This is a genomic window from Kistimonas asteriae (assembly GCF_018263925.1).
Taxonomy (GTDB): domain Bacteria; phylum Pseudomonadota; class Gammaproteobacteria; order Pseudomonadales; family Endozoicomonadaceae; genus Kistimonas; species Kistimonas asteriae.
This window is the reverse complement of the sequence record NZ_JAEVHF010000002.1, coordinates 38451-59793: the sequence shown is the minus strand read 5'-3', so window position 1 is coordinate 59793 and position 21343 is coordinate 38451. Positions and strand designations below refer to the sequence as shown.

Genomic DNA, 21343 nt, shown 5'->3' with positions numbered 1-21343 from the left:
TGTTTACATCCCTAGCGGGTGAATTGTCAGGTGGAGATTTTAACGGGTGTTCCCAACGATGTCTTGCCGGAGCCCTGTACAGGTTAACATTTTAATGATATCACCCCTGTCGTTTCGCCAGGCGTTTCCGAATCACCTCAAAATATTGTTCGCGGATACTTTCGATTTCATTGGCCAGATGGTGGCAACCGTCGGGGATGAAGAAGACATCCGGTTTTGTGTACAGCCGTTTCAGCACCTTCAGGTTATGCTGCCAGTTGACAGTCCTGTCCCGCTGCCCCTGGATAATCAGTGGAGAACAAGGACAGGGTTTCCGATACGACTCGATGCGCCGTATCCACTGGTGCAGTGCACCGACCCACTCAACCGGCAGGACATTGGATTGCAATGGATCGTTAGCCAGAAACTCAAGAAATGCCTGATCATTCGAGTTATTGGAACGGGAACGCGGCACCGACGATACAAACGTACGCAGCATGAAATACTGCACCAGTCCCATACGCCAGAGCATCGGACGCACCAGCGGCGCCATCAGGAAAACATCGGCAATCTCGTAGCGCGCCAGCAGTTCCGGATAATTGACCAGAGTATCCGTAATAATGGCGCCACCGGTACTCTGTCCCTGCAGGAACCAGGGGCTGGACAGCTTTCCGCTGGCCCACTCAAGACAGTGACGGAACACCATGGAGTAACGGCTGAAACAGTCAATGCTGGCAATTGAACCGGAGGACAGTCCATGCCCCGGCAGGTCATGGACCATGACAGCGTACCCCTCCTCCAGCCAGAAGCGAACAAGATGACCGTACAGACCGGCGTGGTCATAATAGCCATGCACAAGAAACACGGTACCCACCGGATGCTCCGGACGCCAGACATGGGTAGCCAGATGATAGCCATCCACTTCCAGATAGCCAATATCATGCTGAACACCCGGCAGGAAGTGTTCCGGCGACATCGCGTAGAAATCCAGATACGCCCGGAGGTTAGCATCGGGTTCTAATGTATTCCCCAGTTCCAGCGCAGGCAGGGAAGATTTAAGGTTTTCTATAATTTGCCGGTTCAAATCCGTTCGTCCATTCAACACGTTCAAAAAGGCAATTATACGGAGTATTGCCCAATCTGCTTAAAATACGGCCTGTAAAAGCGCTTCCCTGCCATCGTTAATTACTCAAGTTACGCGCCAGGTTGAAAATACGGCATCATAGACAGCATGAAACACGATCTGATTGAACTGTACTCTGACTATCTGCTGTCCTCTTTTGGCAAAACAACCGCAACGGGTTTGTCCAACCTATCGGACGATGCCTATAGCCATGATCAGGTCACCAGGCTGCTCTCAACGAATCAGTTCACCAGCCGTACACTTTGGGGGTATGTGAAGCCCGTCGTCAGGCAAGTTGAGAAGCCCGATGGCGTATTGATCTTTGATGACACGATCCAGGAAAAGCCATACAGCAAGGAAAACGCCCTGAACACCTATCATTTTGACCATACGAAAAACCGCACGGTTAAAGGGATCAATCTCCTCAATGCCCATTATCATGCAGGTGATGCATCAATCCTTGTAGCCTATGAGCTGATCGAGAAAACGATTCAATACACCGACCTGAAAACGAAAAAGATCCGACGCAAGGCAGAAAGGACTAAAAACCAGATGCTCAGGGATATGGTGAAGGTTTGCTGCCAGAACAACCTCCTGTTCCGCTATGTGCTTGCTGACAGCTGGTTTTGCTCCAATGAAAACATGATGTTCATCCGTCATGATTGCGGCAAACATTTTCTTATGGCGATGAAATCTAACCGCAAAGTGTCACTGTCCCTGGAAGATAAGCAGCAAGGCCGCTCACAACGCATAGATACTGTAGATTTCTCCGAAGGCGAGCCTGTTGAAGGCTGGATAGCAGGCATCGACTTTCCAGTTCTGCTATTCCGTCAGGTCTTTAAAAACAAGGACGGCAGCACAGGCATTCTCTATCTGGTATGCAGCGATCTGGAGTGTGACGCCGAAAGTCTCAAAACGATCTACAAGAAACGGTGGAAAGTTGAGGTCTTCCATAAAACCCTGAAGTCCAATGCCTCCATGGCAAAGTCACCAGCCCATACGGTCAAAACTCAGAGCAACCATGTCTTTCTGTCGATTTACTCAGCTTTCAGACTGGAAACCCTGTCTCTGAAACTGAAGATCAATCATTTTCAGCTCAGGGCGAAGATTTACATGACCGCTCTGCGAGCCTCATTCGAGCATCTAAGGTTATTCGTTACTGCGTAACTTCAGTTAATTATTGTCTGGAGCCACTCTCAGACAAACGTACCATAGCTGATGGTCTTATAGCCGACCTGCCAGAATCGCCTTAAAGTAATCACCAGAAGCTGCCTGCCTTCACTGCCCTGTGATTCTTCAACCCTGATGAACCGGGCGGGCGGCTTCGTTCCTTATATTCCGGCACCCCATGTAGAAACAACAGCCGGTACCCGGCAATAGCCCTATTTTTTGGTTATCGACTCAATCAGGTTACGATTCAACTGCATATTTTCCCCAGCCACCGTGGTGAACTGGTAAAAACCGGAATCTTCATCGTAATGCGGCATGCCTCGCGTGATGATTTCACGGCCATCATTCATCTTGATCACATGGGGGGAAGAGCAGCCGCTCACCACCAGACAGGCGAGCATGACAGCAGGTGGCACAAGGCCAGTCAACGGACGAAACATCGCGACAACTCCGAAAATCGACTTTCAGAGCATAGCCAGCCTGAACCAATCTGCCAAAAACCAAAATCTATGCAAACACCTTTTCTTTAACCCTGAAGCACTGACACTACCCACCCAGACATTAAACATGCGCATCAGTGTCGCCTGTTATTTATTTAAAATTTTTCTTCATTAATTCGTCCACCTTAATTACAAACTCGAAAGCAACTGTTTCAATCATCATATAAAAGAACAAATATCTAAAGCGACAGATAAACACTTTTTACCTTAATAAACCTGCCACCCCAAAATCTCCAACCTGCAGAATTATAGGTTCCCTATAACATCGATAAAAATATGCGGAACTCTGATCAATAAACACAATCTAATCAGAACAAGTAAAAAATATGACATGCCCGATGTATTTCTTCATTTTACGTGCAAGCATGTTTTTTCAAAACCAATGGTAGATTATTTTTTCATCACGAACATAAAAGACAAGACAGGAGACTCATAAAATGGACAGTGGAAATGTTTTATCTCGCCTTATTCAGCGAGGCTATTATTTTGACGATAGCCGTAAAGCCATTATGCACCATGATGGAACCAAAGCGGTGGTTTCCGTTGATAGAAATGGCGTATGCGTAAGAAAAATTGATAATCCAGCTTACTTATCTTCTATTCAGGCTTTCTACCAACAACATAGAATGACAGCATCCGAGGGAAACAACCCGGCACTAAGAACGATTACCCATACAGAAGCAGCCGTAAGCAGTGTAACGCCCCCAAAATCTATCGACAATGAAACACTCAAGGTACTGGTAGAGCTAATCGCCCACATGAAATGCGCCAGAACGGATATGTTGCTGAAATTAGGCGAGCTATTCAGTATCAGGGTAAACAGCTTACAGTCAGCGGTATTCGCAAACCAGAATGCATTCATTGACGAAGACGACCCTGATAAAGGTATCGACCTCATTGAAGGCTTTGCGAAGCTTTCAGAAAAAATCGCAACCCCTGAAGACTATAACGCTCACATCTGGCATGAAGATATTCGAAGCAAGACACCGCCCATACGCTGCGCATCAGACTTCGTCGCTTACTTAAGTCGCGAGCCAGGGTTTAATATCCCCACACATGCGCTTCGTCAAGCACAAGGTGCCTTACAGGACACTGACAGCACCGAGGGCGCCACGGCAGTACACACAACCAACCGGTCAAAAGTTCTTCCTGCAACGGATAACGTTCCAGTATGTATGGTTAGAGTGATTGCTAATACGCAAGATTTTACAGCAGACCTTTTAGCCGGCTTAGGCAACATCATGGGACTTTCACCACAACAGCTACTCGAAATTGTGAATAACAATAAGGAGATATTTACTAATGGAGAGAGTGTATTACAAGAATTGCATCAGAGAATAGACAAAGACGGTACGACTTTCATCATTCGTGATATTACTATCGCTAATTTTGTTCGAGGTATACCCAAAGAAACTCAATGTAAATTTAGAAAAACCGAAGCATTTCTTTATTTCATAGATCAGAGAGCCTTTAACGCTCGCTCTTCACTGAATAGAGAACTCGTTAAACAGGCACAGGAATCCATTGACAAAGCGCTACGTTTAGATGAAGAAAAACGAAAGACCCCATTGGAAAAAGATAAAACAATGCTCGAAATATTGAAAATTACGCTAACGCAACGATCTTTCAATTTCAATTCAAAGTCAGGCCATGATTACCTGCTTCTAATAGCTGCCATATTCAAATTATCCCCTGAGCGATTAGCAATCTTGGTTAATGATGCTATCGCTCACCGCAAATTACCTGAACCTGAATGTTATAATTTATTGGATCCTATGGGAGAAATGCAAAATTACGTCAATATAGATCATGACCAACTATGGCGATTAGCTAAATTTGGGGAAATGAAATCTTATTTACAGAATATGGAGTATGAAGACGCTGTTTTACGTTTCAATTTGAACATTGGAATGTTAAACCTTGCAGCACAAAGTGCTACAGGAGCTACAGGAGCTACAGGAGCTACAGGAGCTACAGGAGCTACAGGAGCTACAGGAGCTACAGGAGCTACAGGAGCTACAGGAGCTACAGGAGCTACAGGAGCTACAGGAGCTACAGGAGCTACAGGAAAGGATAAATCCGCACTGCCATACATGCATAGTGAAACAGTCAAACCTGCCGTATTAAATAATCCTGATCATTTAAAAATACGCGGCACTGCTCCAGAAGAGCAGGCAAAGGTACAACATGCATTAGCCAATGTTCTCAGGGAGGGCCACATAAGAATAGTGCCCAAGCATGCTCTATTGAAGCTCACAGCTGAGGATTTATTAACATTCGAAACGCTGGCCGCACGTGAAGAAGGTGAGGTGATTGAGTACCTTAACGGCAATGATAAACCCGTCCAGGAAACGGTGGCCTCTTTTTGGGCGAGACTGAACAAACCGAGCTCTAAAAAGCTAATCTGTGCGATTAACGGCCGACCTCTCTTTCAATTTGATGAAGGAAAAAATATGGTCACGCACCTTGCCAGTCGCCAATGACCTTGAGCACTTGCTGGACTGGTAATGGACCATGATGCCATTGCCGGGGTGATTTATTCAATCACCCCGGCAAAAAGATAAGATCAGGAAATCTTCGGATCCAGATCACCGCTAGCATAGCGCTCGAACATCACGTCCAGGCTGACCGGCTTGATCTTGCTGGCATTGCCGGCAGTACCAAAGGCTTCATAACGCGCCACACAGATATCCGCCATCGCCTTAATAGTTTCATTCAGGTATTTGCGGGGATCGAACTCCGCCTTGTTGTGTGCCAGGAAGCGACGGATCGCACCGGTGGACGCAAGACGCAGGTCGGTATCGATGTTGACCTTGCGGACACCGTGCTTGATGCCTTCCTGGATCTGCTCAACCGGGACACCGTAGGTTTCTGGAATCTCACCACCGAATTCATTAATAATGGCCAGCCATTCCTGCGGCACACTGGAAGAACCATGCATGACCAGGTGAGTATCAGGAATACGCTCATGGATCGCCTTAATGCGGTCGATGGCCAGGATGTCGCCAGTGGGCGGACGGGTAAACTTGTATGCGCCGTGGCTGGTACCGCAGGCAATGGCCAGGGCATCCACACCGGTCAGCTTGACGAATTCTGCCGCTTCATCAGGATCGGTCAGCAGCTGGTCATGGCTCAGGGTGCCTTCAGCGCCGACACCGTCTTCTTCGCCGGCCTGGCCGGTTTCCAGGGAACCCAGGCAGCCCAGCTCGCCTTCGACCGATACGCCGCAGGCATGCGCCATCTCGACGGTACGGCGGGTCACTTCCACGTTGTAATCCCAGTCAGACGGGGTCTTGCCGTCCGCTCTCAGGGAACCGTCCATCATGACAGAGCTAAAACCCAGCTGGATGGAACGCTGGCAGACATCCGGCGAAGTCCCGTGATCCTGATGCATCACCACAGGGATATGAGGGAATTCTTCAATCGCCGCCAGGATCAGGTGGCGCAGGAACGGGGCGCCGGCATACTTGCGGGCGCCGGCCGAGGCCTGGACGATGACCGGGCTGTCGGTCTGATCCGCCGCCATCATGATGGCGCGCATCTGCTCCAGGTTGTTGACGTTGAAGGCCGGGACGCCGTAACCGTGCTCGGCGGCGTGGTCCAGCATCTGACGCATGCTGATCAAAGCCATGACTGATCCTCATCATTGGAATTTGGGACAGTACCCGCACTACCTCCGGCACCGTACTTACGCAAGTCAGGGTATCCGGTCAACTGCGGTGGGATAAATGCGGTGAGAGTGTATGACAGATTGGCGCCGGTTGAAATGGTGCATCACCCGAACAACCCCGACACCCTTATCAGCGTGGACAGATTGTCTGACATAGCCCCAGACGCAAGGAACTCTCTGTCTATCATCGACTCTACACCCATGATGCCACGCTGAATTTACTATGAATTTGTCTCCTTCTGCCCAAGAAAGAGGCCAAACCCATGCCAAAGAGTCTGCCCTATGGATATACAAACGCCCTTAAAGAGGCCTCCACCTCACACATCATTACCACCATCTACGAGCAGAACGAGTAGCCCAGCCGGTAGCGTGAGACAATGTTTGGTAACGTTTCACTTCTCGGATAGTGACACGCCCTCCGGAGCCAGCAATGGAGAATCTTCGGGTGAAAGATCACTAGATTCGTTTGATATTGACGTAGCTTGTGGCGATGAAAACGCAATTAAAGAAGCCATCCTGCATTTTTCCGATTACCAGAAAAAACCAGAGCCCGCAGATACAGCCTTACAAAAAATAGACTATGAAATGCAGGCTATAGGTACAGGTCACTTTGCAAATATTCTTCTCTATCGTCACCTGAGTGCAACTGAGCATAGTGACCATGAGCAATCAGAAACATTCAGCTGTGCGTTTAAATTTGCAAAAGAAGCATGGGAAGAAAACCAAATAAATAATGAACTCAAACTATTAAGAGAAATACATGACCATAAAAACATTGTAAAACTATGCGCCTCATTCAGACATAACCTGCAAACTGTACTAGTCCTTGAGAGGTGCCAACACAGTCTGCAGGATCTCTTAGATATGGATCATGGCAGTCTGACTGAGCATCAAGTAAGAGTCATCGGAAGAGATATCGCACGGGCGCTGACTTACTTAGAAGAAAAGCACATTGCTCACTGCGATCTGAAGCCAGCCAACGTGCTGGAATACAAAAAAAACTGCTGGAAAGTGTGTGACTTAGGACTTTCGCAGACTAAGGGAACCCGCTCTCCTGAGTATAAGGGTACCTTGGAATACATGGCGCCAGAAGCAATGAAACAATTGTTATATTCATGCCATTCTGACTGGTTTGCTTTTGGCATCCTACTCATGGAGCTGGCGATACACCCAACAAAAATCAAAGATCTGTTCCCTATTACCTATCAATCACATGAACTCTGTGAGCTCCTAAGTCTTCAAAATGATGAAGAAAATAAAGCGTTTATGGAAGAAACTTTGCAAGACTATATGAGCAATTTAAAAACTCAAAAACCTGATCAGAGAACCATTGACGATATTCTTAAAAGCACACCTAAAGCACTCAATCTGGCTTATGTTGCACATATATCAATACTCATAAAAGAAATCAGTATCAGCTGGCAGGAAGAATTCCTTATTCTTGCTTTCGCAGAACTACAAGACAAAACAACGGACCGCCTTCACCCAAAACACATTGCACGTTACCAACAGAACGCACTGGAGAGAATGTACCAAGAGAATAGAGATGCGCAACCTTACCGCCGCTGTGTGCCGCAATGCTGCAGCATTCAATAATAATGAAGAATGTTGATTGTGGATAAAAAGCAGCAACGGATACTGTTAATTACCCGTTGCTGCCTCTCAATGAGAAAGAGAGATTAATTCGCACGCTTCTCCAGCATCGCAACCGCCGGCAACACTTTGCCTTCTACATACTCAAGGAACGCACCGCCACCTGTAGAGATGTAGGATACCTTGTCCTTGATGCCATACTTATCCACAGCTGCCAATGTGTCACCGCCACCCGCAATGGAGAACGCCGGGGATTCAGCAATCGACAATGACATGGCTTTGGTGCCTTCGCCAAACTGATCAAACTCAAACACGCCGACCGGGCCATTCCAGATAATGGTACGGGCATCTTTGAGGATATTGGCAAACAGCTCACGGGTCTGGGGACCGATATCGAAGATCATGTCATCATCTGCGACATCATCCACCAATTTGATGGTGGCTTCTGCATCTTCACTGAATGCCTTGCCGACAACAACATCCAGGGGCAGGGGAATATTGACCTTTTCCAGCAGCGCCTTAGCCTGGGGAAGCATTTCATGTTCGCAGAGGGACTTGCCGACTGAATAGCCTGCCGCTGCCAGGAAAGTGTTGGCGATACCACCACCGACAATCAGCTGATCACAGATATCAGAGAGGGACTCCAGCACCGTCAGCTTGGTGGACACCTTGGAGCCGCCGACAATCGCCGTCATCGGCCGTTCCGGATTACCCAGCGCGCGGGACAGGGCGTCCAGCTCAGCCACCAGCAGCGGACCAGCACAGGCTACCTGCGCGTAAAGGCCAACACCGTGAGTAGAGGCCTGGGCACGGTGCGCGGTGCCAAAGGCATCCATCACGTAAATATCGCACAGGGCTGCCATCTTACGCGCCAGGGCTTCGTCGTCTTTCTTTTCGCCCGGATTGAAGCGAACGTTCTCCAAAATCACCAGGTTACCGTCTTCAACGGTGAAACCACCATCCACCCAGTCACGGATCAGAGGAACGTCACAGCCGAGTTTTTCACTGATGTAATTCGCCACTGGCTGCAGGGAAAAAGCAGGATCATACTCGCCTTCTACCGGACGCCCCAAGTGGGAGGTCACCATCACCTTGGCGCCAGCCTTCAGGGCATGCTCAATTGTGGGCAATGAGGCAAGAATACGGGCATCACTGGTTACCCGTCCTTCTTTTACAGGGACATTGAGGTCCTCACGGATCAGAACGCGCTTACCTTTCAGATCCAGATCGGTCATCTTCAGAACGGTCATCTCAGGCTTCCTTACGACAGCTTCTGACAAGCCGGCTCAGACATGTGCCGGAAAGGCACGGACATTACCACAAGCGTGCGCCGGCGGTCATGTTCCGGGGTCATTAAACCATAGCCTTTGTACGGTGCGATCACGACAACAACGCTGTTCATGCTGCCAACAGGCGACAACAGGCGTCTTGAACTATCTTTGCTCTGACATCCGCTGTCGATGGTCAAAAGACCAATGAGAGGTACATCCCATGGCATCAACCTGGGTACTGGTCGCTGATAACAGCGAAGCCAGAGTTTATGATTTTGACCGGCATAAAAAAACGTTGACGTTAATTGATGAGGTCGAGCACGAAGAGGGCAGGTGGAAAAACCAGGCTTTTGTCTCTTCAGGGCCAGGACACACCATTACATCTTCAGGGAGTCACACCAGTCGCGCAGTAGGCACTGATGCTTCCCCGAAAGTCCATGAATCCCAGAACTTTGCCCACATGATCGGCACCTGTATTAACCATGCTTATGATCTTCACCGGTTCGACACTATCAGCCTGTGTGCTCCTCCCAAATTACTGGGTGAAATTCTGCCTGAAATCAGCAAGAACGTGCCCCAAGGCGAGCACATCAACAAAGACCTGGTCAAGGAGAGTGACAACGCTATTGTCGATCACCTCCTGGCGCAGTCCGGTATCGTCTGAACCCTGAGCATGGGCGGTAATCGCTATGAATCGTTACAGAGAACTGGAAGAACTGGATATTGAGTTCCAGGAAGCAGAAAGTGCCTGGCTGGGCGTCAGGGAAGACGCCACATTATCCGATCAGGACAAGCAGGCTTTCCTTAGCCGGCTTCATCAATGCCTTGAGAAACGCAAGGCCCATATCACCAAACACTGGCATGACCCGGCGTATTACGATATACAGTGCAACCTCAAGGTCGATTAACCTATAAGGCCAGAACAGATTTACTGTTCTGGCTTGATTTCCGGCAGCTCCACATCCACTAGGAAATCACCATTGAGCCAGTTACGCCCCAGCAGGAGAGGGTAGGTCATGGTATCCCGGTTATTGAGGTTGACCTCAACCGGTTTACTCTGCCCCTGATACGCAAGGTTCATTTCAACCACATAGCGCATTTTGGCGCCGTGAGAGCTTCTCACCTTCACGATATCTACAATTTCGGCATCTGCTTCAATGACCTGGCCAGCTTCATTCGACGTTTTGAAATGAATCGTCTTGCCAACATTATCATCCATGACCGGCGCCGGATCGCGGACGACCATATCCCACGCATGCAGTGAGACTTTTGCGGCCCCGGTATCCACCCGGGCAAGATAGGTCAAACCGGTTTCCTCTATCGAAATATACTCCACCGGCCCAACAACCTGCTTATTACTGAATGGACCAGAAACCGTAGAGCACGCTGCCAGCGTCAGAGATAGACAAACCAGTAACCATCGCTGCATAAATACCCCCAGATATAGATAGAAGAAAGGCTAGAGTTGTTAGATCACACAGAATCATAGCTGGTTTTCACCGTGTGTTGCCTGACACCGTTGTCAGCCAACCTAACGCCCTCCAAGCCATACACGACTAACATCCAGCATACGGTTGGCAAATCCCCATTCGTTATCAAACCAGCAGAGCATTTTCACCATACGTCCTCCACTAACGCGAGTCTGGGTGCCATCTACAATCCCTGACCGGCTGTCGTGATTAAAATCCACCGACGCATGGGGCTCTTCAGTATAACCGAGCAAGCCCTGTAACCGTCCACTGCCTGCAGCCTGCCTGAAAATACCATTGATCATTTCAACCGTTACATTGCTCGTGAGGTTAACGGTTAGATCCATAGCAGATACATTGATGGTCGGTACGCGCAGGGAAAGCGCTTCGAAACGGCCAGAAAGCGAGGGTAAAAGACGATCAATCCCTAACGCCAACCCGGTATCCACCGGAATGATTGACTGAAGAGCACTGCGCGTCAGGCGCAGGTCGGCCTGATGATAGGCATCAATCACCGGCTGGTCGTTCATGGCGGAATGGATCGTTGTGATAACACCATGCTCAATACCGAACGCCTGATCAAGAAGATGCAACACCGGCACAATGCAGTTCGTGGTACAGGAAGCATTGGATACAATCCGATGCGTCTGACTCAGGTCTTCATGATTAAGCCCATACACAATCGTGGCATCAACATCCGCCTGGGCAGGCTGTGAAAAGAGCAGCCGACCGGCACCAGCTGACAGATGCTGCTGGGCTGTGTCACGATCCTTGAAAGAGCCGGAACACTCCAACACCAGATCAATTTCCAGCTCCCGCCAGGGCAACCGCGCAGGATCCGGCTCATTAAGCACTCGAATGTGATCGCCATTAATCTGCAGGTAGTCACCCTCATGGCTCACCTGCCCCGGAAAACGGCCATGGGTCGTGTCGTAACGGGTGAGATACGCCAGAGTAGCGATATCCGCCAGCTCGTTAATGGCCACAACCTGGAAATACTCGCGATAGCCGCACTCATAGAGGGCCCGCATCACACTCTGGCCAATACGCCCATACCCATTGATTGCCAGCCTGAACGCCATACCTGCCCGTACCCGTTACCTCATAAACACCGGCTGGAGTATATCACGAGGTTATCAGCCGCTATTTTCAAAAAAGCTTTTTTTCTCAGCAGGACAGCCGACTAACTGTAAATGGACAGAGAAAACCGGACAGGGCAGGGCGGGTAATGGCAGATTCTCTCTATGAACGGCTGGGCGGACACTCCACACTGTTTGAAGCCATGCACCGGCTTTATGAAAAAATGCAGAACGACCCGGTGATCAGCCACTATTTTGCAGACATGGATATCGAAAGCCTGACGCGAAAACAGGTTTCTTTCATGACCCGGGCTTTTGGTGGGCAATCACCATCCGAACGCCGCTCTTTGAAAGAAATCCATGCCGGACTTAACATCTCGAATCACGATTTCAACGTACTGGTCAGGCTGCTTCAGGAGACGCTTACCGAAATCGGCATCGAAATCAAACTGCAGCATGAAGTGATGGCCATTATTGAGGATGTCAGAGAAAGTGTGGTAAGCGACTCAACAGACAATTAATTCGTATCAGATGACACAAAATTCAGTATTCAAGCGCTGAGAAGAAACATAACGCACCATCTGCTCTTACCGCTTTTTTCTTTCTCTTTCCTCCAAGATCAAAGGATGTGCCCGGTCACCGGACACATCACGACAGTTTGTTAATATTTGCAGATTCATACACTTGATTATTTATCCATCAAACACCTGGCAGCGTTACTTTGCAAGGTGACTGCTGACAATGTCTGAATCATTCAGATCAATCCTTTTTCTTCTTGATTATCCGTCTAAACGGTTCCGCCCATGCGGCCAAGGCGCTGGCCTGCCGGGTTTGTATCCAGACCTTTCCCTTCCCGGAAAAACGGCAGACAAATCCTTCACCTGAGAAAAACAGGGATTTATAGCCACCCGGTTTACTGATCTCGTAATCAAGCCCGTCGGTAAAGGCAACAATATGGCCAGTATCGACCACATAATCCTCCGTGACATCCAGCTCAATCATCGCCCCATAGGTGTTGAACCAAAGGTCACCCTGCCCACGACAACGAATCAAAAAGAGGGATTCCCCGGAGAAAAACCCTCGCGTCAGTCCCTGCCATTTCGTTTCAATCTCAACCCCTGCAGTGGCGGCCACAAAGGCGGCACTTTGCAGATAGATCGATTCCTCATTTAGAAACACATGCGCCATATCACCGGGTGAGCCCGGTGCAATCCCGATTTCACCACTGGCGTCTGCCGCCGTGTATTCATTGATAAACAGCGATTCACCGGTCATCAGCCGTCCAATGCCACCACGGAGTTTTGTCTTCATCCGTATATGGCTGTCCATCGTCGCCATGGCAGAGGCTTCAACTTTCAGCGTTTCATTGGCTGGCACCTGTACGGTCAGGAAGCTGTAATCCGGTTGGCCGGTAAGGGTAAATGGATAGCCCTGCATCTGTTCTGCTGCCATGATACGTTTTCCTCAGGCTTTTCTTGGCCGTAACAGGGGAGTCAGGCGATGACCAAACCCTGATGGACTGTGCGACTGACACCAGACCCGACCACGCCCCTTAAACCGGCAGGCCAGACCTTCTCCCCCCAGCCAGGAATGCAGCCAACTGTCACCGGCCTTGCTCAAGGAAAAGTCCAGGGTGTCGTCGAATGCGACAATATGGCCGGTATCCACCAGTGCCTCCCCATCGACATCCACAGGGTAAATGGCACCAAACGCACCGAGTACCAACTTGCCTCTGCCAGATAGATGCAGCCAGAACAGGCTCTCACCAGAGACCAGGTTTTTAATTCCCTGCCAGCCAAGATCCATATCTACCGAATGCTCACAGGCCACAAAGGAACCTGCCTGTACAACCAGGCCACTGTCCAGATCCAGCGACAGCATATCGCCTGACAGTGTCGTGCCCAGCCAGACTTCACCAGCCGTCTGTTGCGGCTCAAAGTGATTCAGAAAAAAGGATTCTCCGGCCACCATGCGCTTCATCGCCTTGAACAGGCCGGCTTGCCCTTTCTTATGAGTGGTCGTCGTCACCGCCATATTGCCACTCATGGCAATCATGGCACCGGCTTCTACGGTGCAGGCTTCCCCTGGCGACAGCGTCAGTCGGGCAACGGCATTCCCGGGTCCATGTTCTAATACGACATCCATAGCATTATCCCCGGAGTTTTGGATTCAACCAGTCGGCCAACCCGCTCAGGCTTCGGGTTTGCAGTGTGATCCGGCCCTTGCCAACCACCCGCATCACCAGCCCCTCACCACCAAAGAAACTGGAAAACAGCCCACCGGCAAGGCGTAACTTCAATTTTAGCCCTGGTCCGTACGCAACAAGATGACCACTGTCGACAATCATTTCGCCATCGACGTCTTTTTCCAACAGCGCCCCATAGGCACCGTACCAGACCCTGCCGGTACCACTCACAGCGATCTTGAACAGCCCTTCCCGTGCTAGAAAGGACGTAAATCCCGCCCACTTGAGCCCAATCCTGATACCGTCGGTACAGGCAAGAAAAGCACCTGCCTGAAGATACAGACATTCATCATTAAGCGACACTTCACGAATATCACCCGGTGTCGTCCGCGCCAGAACAAGACGTTGATTGTCACTGCCTGGATTACTGAACGCACTGAGAAAAAACGTTTCCCCCCCCAGCCATTTACGCATCAACGCACTGAAGGGGTTACCGTTTATCCTTGCTTTCAACGCAAGCTCGGCATCCATGCTCGACATAGCACCCGATTCAGCAATCACACACTCGCCAGGCGCCAACACAACCGCCAGATGGGCAAAGGCTGGCGCCCCCTTAATCTCTGTGTGCATGGTTGTGTCGCTCCTTACAGTCACACCGTTCAACGAGTGAATGCAAAACATGATATGGCAGCTTCCACAGTACTGTCATTGATTTCATCACGAGAAAGCAGCATCCATTGCAAAAGATTTATTAGCCTTTAGTCGTTTATTAAACGATAACGCTTCATAACCATCGAAACCACACTGTTTATCGGGCGAAATAAACAACTTACGTTATACTTCAAACGCTTTCCTAGATGCACATGCAGACAGGAGTACCCTCCATGAAGCTGGCTTCTTCCCTCACCGCTCTACTATTGCTGACATTACTGTCCGCCTGTACCGTTAAGCCACAGGTTAACTGGGATTACGACCCACAGGTCAACTGGTCCAGTCTAAAAACCTGGGCATGGCTGGAACCCAAGGGTAAATTCAAAGAGCGTATGATTCATGGCTTTATGAGCCAACGGATTCATCGCGCCGTAGAACAAGACTTGGTACTAAAAGGGCTGAAGGAAGTAGCAGCCAAAGATGCGGATATGTTGCTTAGCTGGGGGTTTACGGAAAAAAGACGTCTGCAGGAAACACGCTACAACGCCGGTTTTTCATGGTATCCCTACCCCTGGATGATGAGCAGCTGGCCCACGGAAACGATTATTGATACCTATCAGGAAGGGTATTTGACCTTAAACATGATTAATCCAAAGACAAAAAACCTGGTCTGGCAGGGCGTTGCCCGTCATCGCATCACCGGTTCCATGTCACCAGGAGAGAAAAAGGAGCATATCAATTCATCAATAATTGATATTTTGTCAGAATTTCCACCTCACTCGGAAAACAAATAACGATCAGATCGCGAAAGAGAAAATAGGAATTTCTCTTTCACCTCCAGAAACAACGATCAATTAGCATAGAGTGAATCTTTTAGTAGAGCAGGGCGAGAACAAGACTTAAAAAAGTTGGTTCCACTCTGATGAACAAGATTTAATACACTAGCGTTATCAAAACTGTATACAGGATAAAACGAAGCACCTGTATAGCTAACTGTTACATTACCCTCATTAACCACCTGAAAGTAATCACATTTATGGTCACTCAAAGACGCCAAGGTATCAACCAGAACAATATCTCCAAGCTTCAATGTCTGGCTATCACTACTACCTACAAGCATTGTTTTAGTATAATCAGCGGGTACATTTTGACTTGCATAACTCACATAACTGATAAAGGCAGCCCCCAATGGGAGTTTAACAGTAACATTCGCCTGTTCATCAGCGTAAACATTAAAAGTTGATAGCAACATAAATAGCATCAAGGTTTTCTTAAACATCAAAAACTCCTACGAATAATTAAACACCAATCTTTTCATAACCATTGAAACCAAGATATAAATCTCCTTTTCTTCTTGGGTTAAACGTGAAAAATCTATAAATAAAAGAAATTTTCTCGCCTAGACATAAGACAATAACAAATTTAACAAGTTCAAATTCTCAGATAAAAAATCTGTCAGGAAGACAGGTTTCCAGAAAAATTAATGTTTTTATTAAGCAGAGCGTTATTTAAACATCTACGAGAACAATATCTTATCGATTTTTGAATACCCGGCAGAAAGCAGAGACTCTCTGCCGGGTATTTAGCCTATCAGCTGAAGTCTGTCAGAAGCTCATCCGCAACCGCCAGCACATTATCCAGCGTGAATCCGAACTCACGGAACAGATCTTCCGCCGGGGCAGATTCACCGAAGGAATTCATGCCCACGATGCGTCCGTCCATACCGACGTACTTGTACCAGAAATCAGCAGAAGCCGCTTCAATGGCGATACGGGCAGGGACTTCCAGCGGCAGTACCTGCATGCGGTACTCGATATCCTGCGCATCAAACGCTTCCGTTGACGGCATGGAGACCAGACGCACCTTACGACCCTGACCGGTCAGCGCATCATACGCCTTGGCAGCCAGCTCGACTTCGGAACCGGTCGCGATCAGGATCAGTTCGGGCAGGCCTTCGCAGTCTTTCAGGATATAACCGCCACGCTCAACATCCGCCAGCTGGGCGTCCGTACGCGCCATTGCCGGTAATCCCTGACGGGAGAAGACCAGCGCCGTCGGGCCATCTTTACGCTCGATCGCGGATTTCCAGGCCACGGCAGACTCAATGGTGTCGCAGGGACGCCAGGTGCGCATGTTCGGCGTCAGACGCAGGCTGGCCAGCTGTTCAACCGGCTGATGGGTCGGGCCGTCTTCACCCAGGCCGATGGAATCGTGGGTATAAACGAAAATGGCGCGTTGCTTCATCAGCGCCGCCATCCGCACTGCGTTACGGGCATACTCCATGAACACCATGAAGGTCGCGCCGTAAGGGATAAAGCCGCCGTGCAGGGCAATACCATTCATCATGGCGCTCATGCCGAATTCACGAACTCCGTAGAACAGGTAGTTGCCGCTGGCATCTTCACGGGTCACACCCTTGGAATCGCTCCACAGGGTCAGGTTGGAACCGGCGAGGTCAGCGGAGCCACCCAGCAGTTCCGGCAGCTTCGGACCAAACGCGTTCAGAGCATTCTGGGAAGCTTTCCGGCTGGCAATCTTTTCGCCTTTGGCCTGACACTCACGGATATATTCGGCCGCGTTTTCAGCGAAATCTGCAGGCAGGTCGCCGGCAACACGCCGCTGGTATTCCGCTGCCAGTTCAGGATATTCAGCCTGGTAAGCGGCAAACTGTTCATTCCACGCCGATTCGGCAGCAGCACCTTTCTCACGTGCGTTCCAGTCTCCATAAATAGCATCAGGAATTTCAAACGGGCCATAGTTCCAGCCCAGGCGCTCACGGGTCAGCGCCACTTCATCGTCGCCCAGCGGGGCGCCGTGGCAGGCTTCCTTGCCTTCTTTGTTCGGGGAACCAAAACCGATGATGGTCTTGCAGCAGATCAGGGTCGGCTTGTCGAGGTTGCTGCGTGCTTGTTCCACAGCGGCGCTGATCGCGCTCGGGTTGTGGCCATCCACACCAGCAATCACTTCCCAGCCATAGGCTTCAAAGCGCTTCGGCGTATCATCGGTGAACCAGCCTTCGACTTCACCGTCGATAGAAATGCCGTTGTCATCATAGAAAGCAATCAGCTTACCCAGACCCAAGGTACCGGCCAAAGAGCAGACTTCGTGGGAAATACCCTCCATCATGCAGCCATCACCCAGGAACGTGTAGGTAAAATGATCCACAACTTCATGGCCGGGACGGTTGAACTGCGCCGCCAGCACCTTCTCGGCCGTCGCCATACCGACGGCATTGGCAATACCCTGACCCAGCGGGCCGGTCGTGGTTTCAATACCGGGGGCATAGCCGTGTTCCGGGTGACCGGCGGTCTTCGCGTGCAGCTGGCGGAAGTTTTTCAGGTCATCGATGGTCAGGTCATAACCGGAGAGGTGGAGCAGGGAGTACAGCAGCATGGAACCGTGGCCGTTGGACAGGACGAAACGGTCGCGATCGGCCCAGGCCGGGTTGGCCGGGTTATGGTTCAGGTAGTCACACCACAGGACTTCGGCGATATCCGCCATCCCCATGGGTGCACCCGGATGGCCTGATTTTGCTTTCTGAACCGCATCCATGCTCAGGGCGCGGATGGCGTTGGCGCGGTCTTGACGGGTTGTCATTGCGAGTTGGCTCCGATTGAAGACTCTCCGGCGACTGAGTAGAGCGCCAGGGCGAAAAAAGAGCGCTATTGTATAGCCTGCACGGCCAAACGTGAACAAACCGACGAAAAGCTGGCGAAACAGGCTCACAAACTACGCCCAAAGGGCCAAAAATAACGTGCCCCGTCGAACACATTTCTCTACCAACTAGACTTGGATTAGTGAATGTTCTCAGTCAAGGCGGTCAGGGACGATGTGGTATTCAGCAGTCAGATGGTCATCATTTGCGGTTTTCACCGCATTTCTCGGTTTACTTTCCTTTTCTTACAGTGCAGTTTCAGCTCCGGCCCCTCGTGATGCCCTGACACACGACCTCAAGACGTCGCTGGCTAAATCCCTGTACCGGCAGACTTATCTGAGCGAACAGTTCCAGTTTTACTTCAAGGACAAGCAGGACAAGTTGAGCCAAGGCCTCACCGACTATTACCGTGAGACTATGGGCGCCAAAGCCAATGATGAGGAATTGGAGCGCCTCCTGCAGGCCCTGGATCGTAAGATCCGCGACAAGATTACCCTGGAGCGCTATGAGCAGGCGATTGTCGCATCACTGACCAGTCATCTATCCCTGAAGGAGCTGGAAACCCTGCATCGCTGGATGGCAGAGCCCATGGCGGAAGCCATGGCGAAAGAACAGCAACACATCATGTCAGAAGCCGGACAGGTGGAAATGGGTGCGTTTTACCAGCAGTTATCCCGGATTCCGCTGGATAAGCACCGGGTGGAACAGGTTCAGATTGTTGTCCAGACACTTCATCTGGATGATCTTCAGGCCCAGTTTCTGACTGATGATATCCTGAGCAATATCCGGATGATCAATGAAGCCTTACCAGCCAGCTTTGACCAGATGAAAATCCCATCACCACCCCGGCAGGAACTGCTCAGTCACTTCCGGCGCCAGGTACACAACATGAACATTGCCGCTACACTGTTTCTGCTAAGGAAACTGTCGGAAGACGATGTTGACCGCTACATCCTGCTCCTGCGCCAGTCTGACGCCATGACGCGGTACCACGAGGCGGTCAGCAAAGCGATTCTGGGCCTTTCCAGGAATCAATGATCAGGTTTTCACCGCCGGAGATTCACTACCTTTCTGGAACAGGCGATTGAGCCACGTTGGGTTCAGGTCTGAGAACTGAAGTGACAGGATAATATGGGTATATGCCACCCAATACAGTGGAATCGTATCGCCAAATATCCACTGTTTTGGGTCAATACCATCCCACCGGGGTTGAACACCATAAATTGAATAAAAACACAGATAACAGCCGGCAATTAAGCTTACCCACAGAATATTCAAACCATAGTAGCCCCGCCTCTCTTGCTTGCTCATTAAAGATAAGGGCAGGAAAAACCAGAACACAAAGTGATACACCAGCAAGGCATAGGCAAAGACCATAAACTCTGAAAAAAATACCACCAGTAAAAAGACCTGCAGGCATTCGAAACAGATCATCTCCAGTGCGTTTGGGTGCTTCTTCAAACCAATGAGATAGACCATATACAGCACTAGAGAAGCACCAAAGATCAGCAGAGACATATCAAGCTCAGCCCCAAGAAACGGGGCACAGACACTCACATTCATCACTAAACGAATGAAAAATAGAGGGTAATCGCCTGGCTCAGACTGTTTATCAAATTTTTGGACAATATATTGTTCCGTCAGTATATGGTGAACCACAAAAATCAGCGTTATACCGGGCCAGTCATAATACGCAATCACCTGAGAAACAGTGATCAATACCAGCAGGCTAGCCACCCCAAAACGCGATGAGAACGTATAACGCAGCTGACGCTTTGAGTACATGAGCCCAATAATGGTATGTGCAAACGCCAGAATCGTGACAATAAATGTCAACGTGAAAAAGTCAAAAACGAAAACAGACAAGGCGGCCATAACAACCGATACCGTCCGTATCTGGATCAGGCTGCTAAATGCGTTTGAGAACATAATCCCGTACTTTATGACTTGGCTTTTCAACAAAGTGCTTGATCAAAATCGCCAGCAGAATCGAAATAACACTGGACGCAACAAACCCAGCGGTATCCATCATGTCCAGCCTGCGAATAAAGACATACTGAATAAATGGATGTACCAGAAACATAGAAAATGACAGCGAACCTAAATACTCAAAGGTCCGACATGCGACCTTGTTGCCAACCTGAAATGACAAACCGGCACAAATCAGTGCAAGCACAATAGCCATAGGCGTTTGAAAAAACGTCACTTCAAAGTGATACAACGTATATCCAAACAAAGTGATTTGTGCATAAATGAGCACAACAAGCAATGTCACAGAAATAGGCAGTATTTTCTGACAAAGCGTCTTGAATGCCGCTCTCTTATTCACAAGGAGATAAACGATGCTTCCCCAAAGAAAGTATTCTATTGCGATAGGCAGTATCAGGCCATAAATCCTATAAACATACTGACCCAGAAGGAATTCTCTTATAACAACCGATAACGCTATCAACACAGCGATGAAATAAATAACTCGATCTCTTGGTATCAAAAGAAAAAGGAAAGGTGCGATAAAATATAACTGTTCTTGCAGACTGACATACCACAAGTGGTCAGCATTTTGGTGAAAATCAAAAAACTTTTGAAAAAACGCTGCTTTGGATTCAACATCCAGATACTGCTTTATATTGGCAACAAACAATAATTTATAACCGATATCCTTCATTGCGAAAAAGAAAGAGGCAACCAGCATAACGGCCAGAAAAGGCGGAAGGATCCTGAAAAATCGTTTTATATAGTAAGTACCAGCATGCCGCCAAAAGGATTGATCCGCTTTTTGTGAAAAGCTCATTGCTGAGTAAAACCCACTGGCCACAAGAAAGAAGGGAACAGTAAACGAGAGAATCGTAAACGGCGGATAGCGCAGGACAAAAAAGTGCCCCAGCATAATCAATAGCATCACGATAAAGCGCGCCAGATCTACGAGATACTCCCTATCCTGCATAATGTTCCCCCCAACCGTTTACGCAAGCCTCGTTAAAAACGACTCATGAAGGCT

General features: G+C 49.2%; 21 protein-coding genes. 8 read left to right on the top strand and 13 right to left on the bottom strand.

Features of this window, described 5'->3' with window-relative positions; translation table 11 throughout:
• Positions 1–100: 100 nt before the first annotated feature.
• Positions 101–1063, bottom strand: a complete 963-nt coding sequence (locus KHS78_RS02700; RefSeq protein ID WP_211824907.1) for an alpha/beta hydrolase — start codon at positions 1061–1063, stop codon at positions 101–103.
• A 147-nt stretch (positions 1064–1210) separates the two neighbouring features.
• On the opposite strand from KHS78_RS02700, the gene KHS78_RS02695 reads away from it, so the two are divergent.
• Complete coding sequence (locus KHS78_RS02695) at positions 1211–2269, top strand: IS701 family transposase (protein ID WP_211824906.1); 1059 nt, start codon at positions 1211–1213, stop codon at positions 2267–2269.
• 215 nt (positions 2270–2484) lie between these two features.
• On the opposite strand, the gene KHS78_RS02690 is transcribed toward KHS78_RS02695, so the two are convergent.
• Positions 2485–2712: a YgdI/YgdR family lipoprotein gene (locus tag KHS78_RS02690; RefSeq protein WP_211824905.1), complete on the bottom strand. Its 228-nt coding sequence runs from the start codon at positions 2710–2712 to the stop codon at positions 2485–2487.
• A gap of 497 nt (positions 2713–3209) precedes the next feature.
• Between KHS78_RS02690 and KHS78_RS02685 the strand changes: the two genes are divergently transcribed.
• A complete protein-coding gene (locus tag KHS78_RS02685) occupies positions 3210–5255 on the top strand; it encodes a hypothetical protein (RefSeq protein ID WP_211824904.1) in 2046 nt (681 codons plus the stop codon).
• Positions 5256–5338: 83 nt separating this feature from the next.
• On the opposite strand, the gene fba is transcribed toward KHS78_RS02685, so the two are convergent.
• Complete coding sequence (gene fba / locus KHS78_RS02680; protein WP_211824903.1) at positions 5339–6403, bottom strand: class II fructose-bisphosphate aldolase; 1065 nt, start codon at positions 6401–6403, stop codon at positions 5339–5341.
• Between the two features lie 420 nt (positions 6404–6823).
• Here fba and KHS78_RS02675 point away from each other — a divergent pair, with 420 nt between their 5' ends.
• The gene (locus tag KHS78_RS02675; RefSeq protein ID WP_211824901.1) at positions 6824–8038 is read left to right on the top strand and encodes a protein kinase domain-containing protein; all 1215 of its coding nucleotides are present in this window, start codon (positions 6824–6826) and stop codon (positions 8036–8038) included.
• An 83-nt stretch (positions 8039–8121) separates the two neighbouring features.
• Here the strand turns inward: KHS78_RS02675 and KHS78_RS02670 are convergent, their stop codons facing one another.
• Positions 8122–9285, bottom strand: a complete 1164-nt coding sequence (locus tag KHS78_RS02670) for a phosphoglycerate kinase (RefSeq protein ID WP_211824900.1) — start codon at positions 9283–9285, stop codon at positions 8122–8124.
• Between the two features lie 241 nt (positions 9286–9526).
• On the opposite strand from KHS78_RS02670, the gene KHS78_RS02665 reads away from it, so the two are divergent.
• Complete coding sequence (locus KHS78_RS02665; RefSeq protein ID WP_211824899.1) at positions 9527–9970, top strand: host attachment protein; 444 nt, start codon at positions 9527–9529, stop codon at positions 9968–9970.
• Positions 9971–9995: 25 nt separating this feature from the next.
• A complete protein-coding gene (locus tag KHS78_RS02660; protein ID WP_211824898.1) occupies positions 9996–10214 on the top strand; it encodes a hypothetical protein in 219 nt (72 codons plus the stop codon).
• Between the two features lie 20 nt (positions 10215–10234).
• Here KHS78_RS02660 and KHS78_RS02655 read toward each other — a convergent pair whose 3' ends face one another.
• Both KHS78_RS02655 and KHS78_RS02650 read right to left on the bottom strand, forming a co-directional pair.
• Positions 10235–10735 (bottom strand): ATP-dependent zinc protease family protein, encoded by a 501-nt coding sequence (locus tag KHS78_RS02655; protein ID WP_211824897.1) that lies wholly within the window; start codon positions 10733–10735, stop codon positions 10235–10237.
• A gap of 102 nt (positions 10736–10837) precedes the next feature.
• The gene (locus KHS78_RS02650) at positions 10838–11857 is read right to left on the bottom strand and encodes a type I glyceraldehyde-3-phosphate dehydrogenase (RefSeq protein WP_211824896.1); all 1020 of its coding nucleotides are present in this window, start codon (positions 11855–11857) and stop codon (positions 10838–10840) included.
• A 146-nt stretch (positions 11858–12003) separates the two neighbouring features.
• Here KHS78_RS02650 and KHS78_RS02645 point away from each other — a divergent pair, with 146 nt between their 5' ends.
• On the top strand, positions 12004–12375 hold the full coding sequence (locus KHS78_RS02645) for a group I truncated hemoglobin (RefSeq protein WP_211824895.1): 372 nt from the start codon (positions 12004–12006) through the stop codon (positions 12373–12375).
• 238 nt (positions 12376–12613) lie between these two features.
• Here KHS78_RS02645 and KHS78_RS02640 read toward each other — a convergent pair whose 3' ends face one another.
• The 3 genes from KHS78_RS02640 to KHS78_RS02630 are packed head-to-tail and all read right to left on the bottom strand — an operon-like array spanning position 12614 to position 14669.
• Positions 12614–13306, bottom strand: a complete 693-nt coding sequence (locus KHS78_RS02640) for a TIGR00266 family protein (RefSeq protein WP_211824893.1) — start codon at positions 13304–13306, stop codon at positions 12614–12616.
• Positions 13307–13318: 12 nt separating this feature from the next.
• The gene (locus KHS78_RS02635; RefSeq protein ID WP_211824891.1) at positions 13319–13999 is read right to left on the bottom strand and encodes a TIGR00266 family protein; all 681 of its coding nucleotides are present in this window, start codon (positions 13997–13999) and stop codon (positions 13319–13321) included.
• Positions 14000–14003: 4 nt separating this feature from the next.
• Positions 14004–14669 carry a TIGR00266 family protein gene (locus tag KHS78_RS02630; RefSeq protein WP_211824889.1) on the bottom strand — a complete coding sequence of 222 codons (666 nt, stop codon included), beginning with the start codon at positions 14667–14669 and terminating at the stop codon, positions 14004–14006.
• A 254-nt stretch (positions 14670–14923) separates the two neighbouring features.
• Here KHS78_RS02630 and KHS78_RS02625 point away from each other — a divergent pair, with 254 nt between their 5' ends.
• A complete protein-coding gene (locus KHS78_RS02625) occupies positions 14924–15484 on the top strand; it encodes a DUF4136 domain-containing protein (protein ID WP_211824887.1) in 561 nt (186 codons plus the stop codon).
• A gap of 56 nt (positions 15485–15540) precedes the next feature.
• Here the strand turns inward: KHS78_RS02625 and KHS78_RS02620 are convergent, their stop codons facing one another.
• Together KHS78_RS02620 and tkt are read right to left on the bottom strand one after the other, a co-directional pair.
• The gene (locus tag KHS78_RS02620) at positions 15541–15969 is read right to left on the bottom strand and encodes a hypothetical protein (protein ID WP_211824885.1); all 429 of its coding nucleotides are present in this window, start codon (positions 15967–15969) and stop codon (positions 15541–15543) included.
• Positions 15970–16280: 311 nt separating this feature from the next.
• Positions 16281–18287, bottom strand: coding sequence for a transketolase (tkt, locus tag KHS78_RS02615; protein WP_211824883.1), 2007 nt, complete (start codon positions 18285–18287; stop codon positions 16281–16283).
• 232 nt (positions 18288–18519) lie between these two features.
• Here tkt and KHS78_RS02610 point away from each other — a divergent pair, with 232 nt between their 5' ends.
• On the top strand, positions 18520–19383 hold the full coding sequence (locus KHS78_RS02610) for a hypothetical protein (protein WP_211824881.1): 864 nt from the start codon (positions 18520–18522) through the stop codon (positions 19381–19383).
• Here the strand turns inward: KHS78_RS02610 and KHS78_RS02605 are convergent, their stop codons facing one another.
• Together KHS78_RS02605 and KHS78_RS02600 are read right to left on the bottom strand one after the other, a co-directional pair.
• The gene (locus KHS78_RS02605; RefSeq protein WP_211824879.1) at positions 19384–20274 is read right to left on the bottom strand and encodes a hypothetical protein; all 891 of its coding nucleotides are present in this window, start codon (positions 20272–20274) and stop codon (positions 19384–19386) included.
• Positions 20255–21289 carry an acyltransferase family protein gene (locus KHS78_RS02600; protein WP_211824876.1) on the bottom strand — a complete coding sequence of 345 codons (1035 nt, stop codon included), beginning with the start codon at positions 21287–21289 and terminating at the stop codon, positions 20255–20257. The genes KHS78_RS02605 and KHS78_RS02600 overlap by 20 nt, the downstream gene beginning before the upstream one ends.
• Positions 21290–21343: the final 54 nt, after the last annotated feature.

What these genes read in the sequence shown, in the direction of transcription:
- KHS78_RS02695 (WP_211824906.1), top strand. Translation starts at nt 1,211, where the DNA reads ATGAAACACGATCTGATTGAACTGTACTCTGACTATCTGCTGTCCTCT.
- KHS78_RS02690 (WP_211824905.1), bottom strand. Translation starts at nt 2,712, where the DNA reads ATGTTTCGTCCGTTGACTGGCCTTGTGCCACCTGCTGTCATGCTCGCC.
- KHS78_RS02685 (WP_211824904.1), top strand. Translation starts at nt 3,210, where the DNA reads ATGGACAGTGGAAATGTTTTATCTCGCCTTATTCAGCGAGGCTATTAT.
- fba (WP_211824903.1), bottom strand. Translation starts at nt 6,403, where the DNA reads ATGGCTTTGATCAGCATGCGTCAGATGCTGGACCACGCCGCCGAGCAC.
- KHS78_RS02670 (WP_211824900.1), bottom strand. Translation starts at nt 9,285, where the DNA reads ATGACCGTTCTGAAGATGACCGATCTGGATCTGAAAGGTAAGCGCGTT.
- KHS78_RS02665 (WP_211824899.1), top strand. Translation starts at nt 9,527, where the DNA reads ATGGCATCAACCTGGGTACTGGTCGCTGATAACAGCGAAGCCAGAGTT.
- KHS78_RS02660 (WP_211824898.1), top strand. Translation starts at nt 9,996, where the DNA reads ATGAATCGTTACAGAGAACTGGAAGAACTGGATATTGAGTTCCAGGAA.
- KHS78_RS02655 (WP_211824897.1), bottom strand. Translation starts at nt 10,735, where the DNA reads ATGCAGCGATGGTTACTGGTTTGTCTATCTCTGACGCTGGCAGCGTGC.
- KHS78_RS02650 (WP_211824896.1), bottom strand. Translation starts at nt 11,857, where the DNA reads ATGGCGTTCAGGCTGGCAATCAATGGGTATGGGCGTATTGGCCAGAGT.
- KHS78_RS02645 (WP_211824895.1), top strand. Translation starts at nt 12,004, where the DNA reads ATGGCAGATTCTCTCTATGAACGGCTGGGCGGACACTCCACACTGTTT.
- KHS78_RS02640 (WP_211824893.1), bottom strand. Translation starts at nt 13,306, where the DNA reads ATGGCAGCAGAACAGATGCAGGGCTATCCATTTACCCTTACCGGCCAA.
- KHS78_RS02635 (WP_211824891.1), bottom strand. Translation starts at nt 13,999, where the DNA reads ATGGATGTCGTATTAGAACATGGACCCGGGAATGCCGTTGCCCGACTG.
- KHS78_RS02630 (WP_211824889.1), bottom strand. Translation starts at nt 14,669, where the DNA reads ATGCACACAGAGATTAAGGGGGCGCCAGCCTTTGCCCATCTGGCGGTT.
- KHS78_RS02625 (WP_211824887.1), top strand. Translation starts at nt 14,924, where the DNA reads ATGAAGCTGGCTTCTTCCCTCACCGCTCTACTATTGCTGACATTACTG.
- KHS78_RS02620 (WP_211824885.1), bottom strand. Translation starts at nt 15,969, where the DNA reads ATGTTTAAGAAAACCTTGATGCTATTTATGTTGCTATCAACTTTTAAT.
- tkt (WP_211824883.1), bottom strand. Translation starts at nt 18,287, where the DNA reads ATGACAACCCGTCAAGACCGCGCCAACGCCATCCGCGCCCTGAGCATG.
- KHS78_RS02610 (WP_211824881.1), top strand. Translation starts at nt 18,520, where the DNA reads ATGTGGTATTCAGCAGTCAGATGGTCATCATTTGCGGTTTTCACCGCA.
- KHS78_RS02605 (WP_211824879.1), bottom strand. Translation starts at nt 20,274, where the DNA reads ATGTTCTCAAACGCATTTAGCAGCCTGATCCAGATACGGACGGTATCG.
- KHS78_RS02600 (WP_211824876.1), bottom strand. Translation starts at nt 21,289, where the DNA reads ATGCAGGATAGGGAGTATCTCGTAGATCTGGCGCGCTTTATCGTGATG.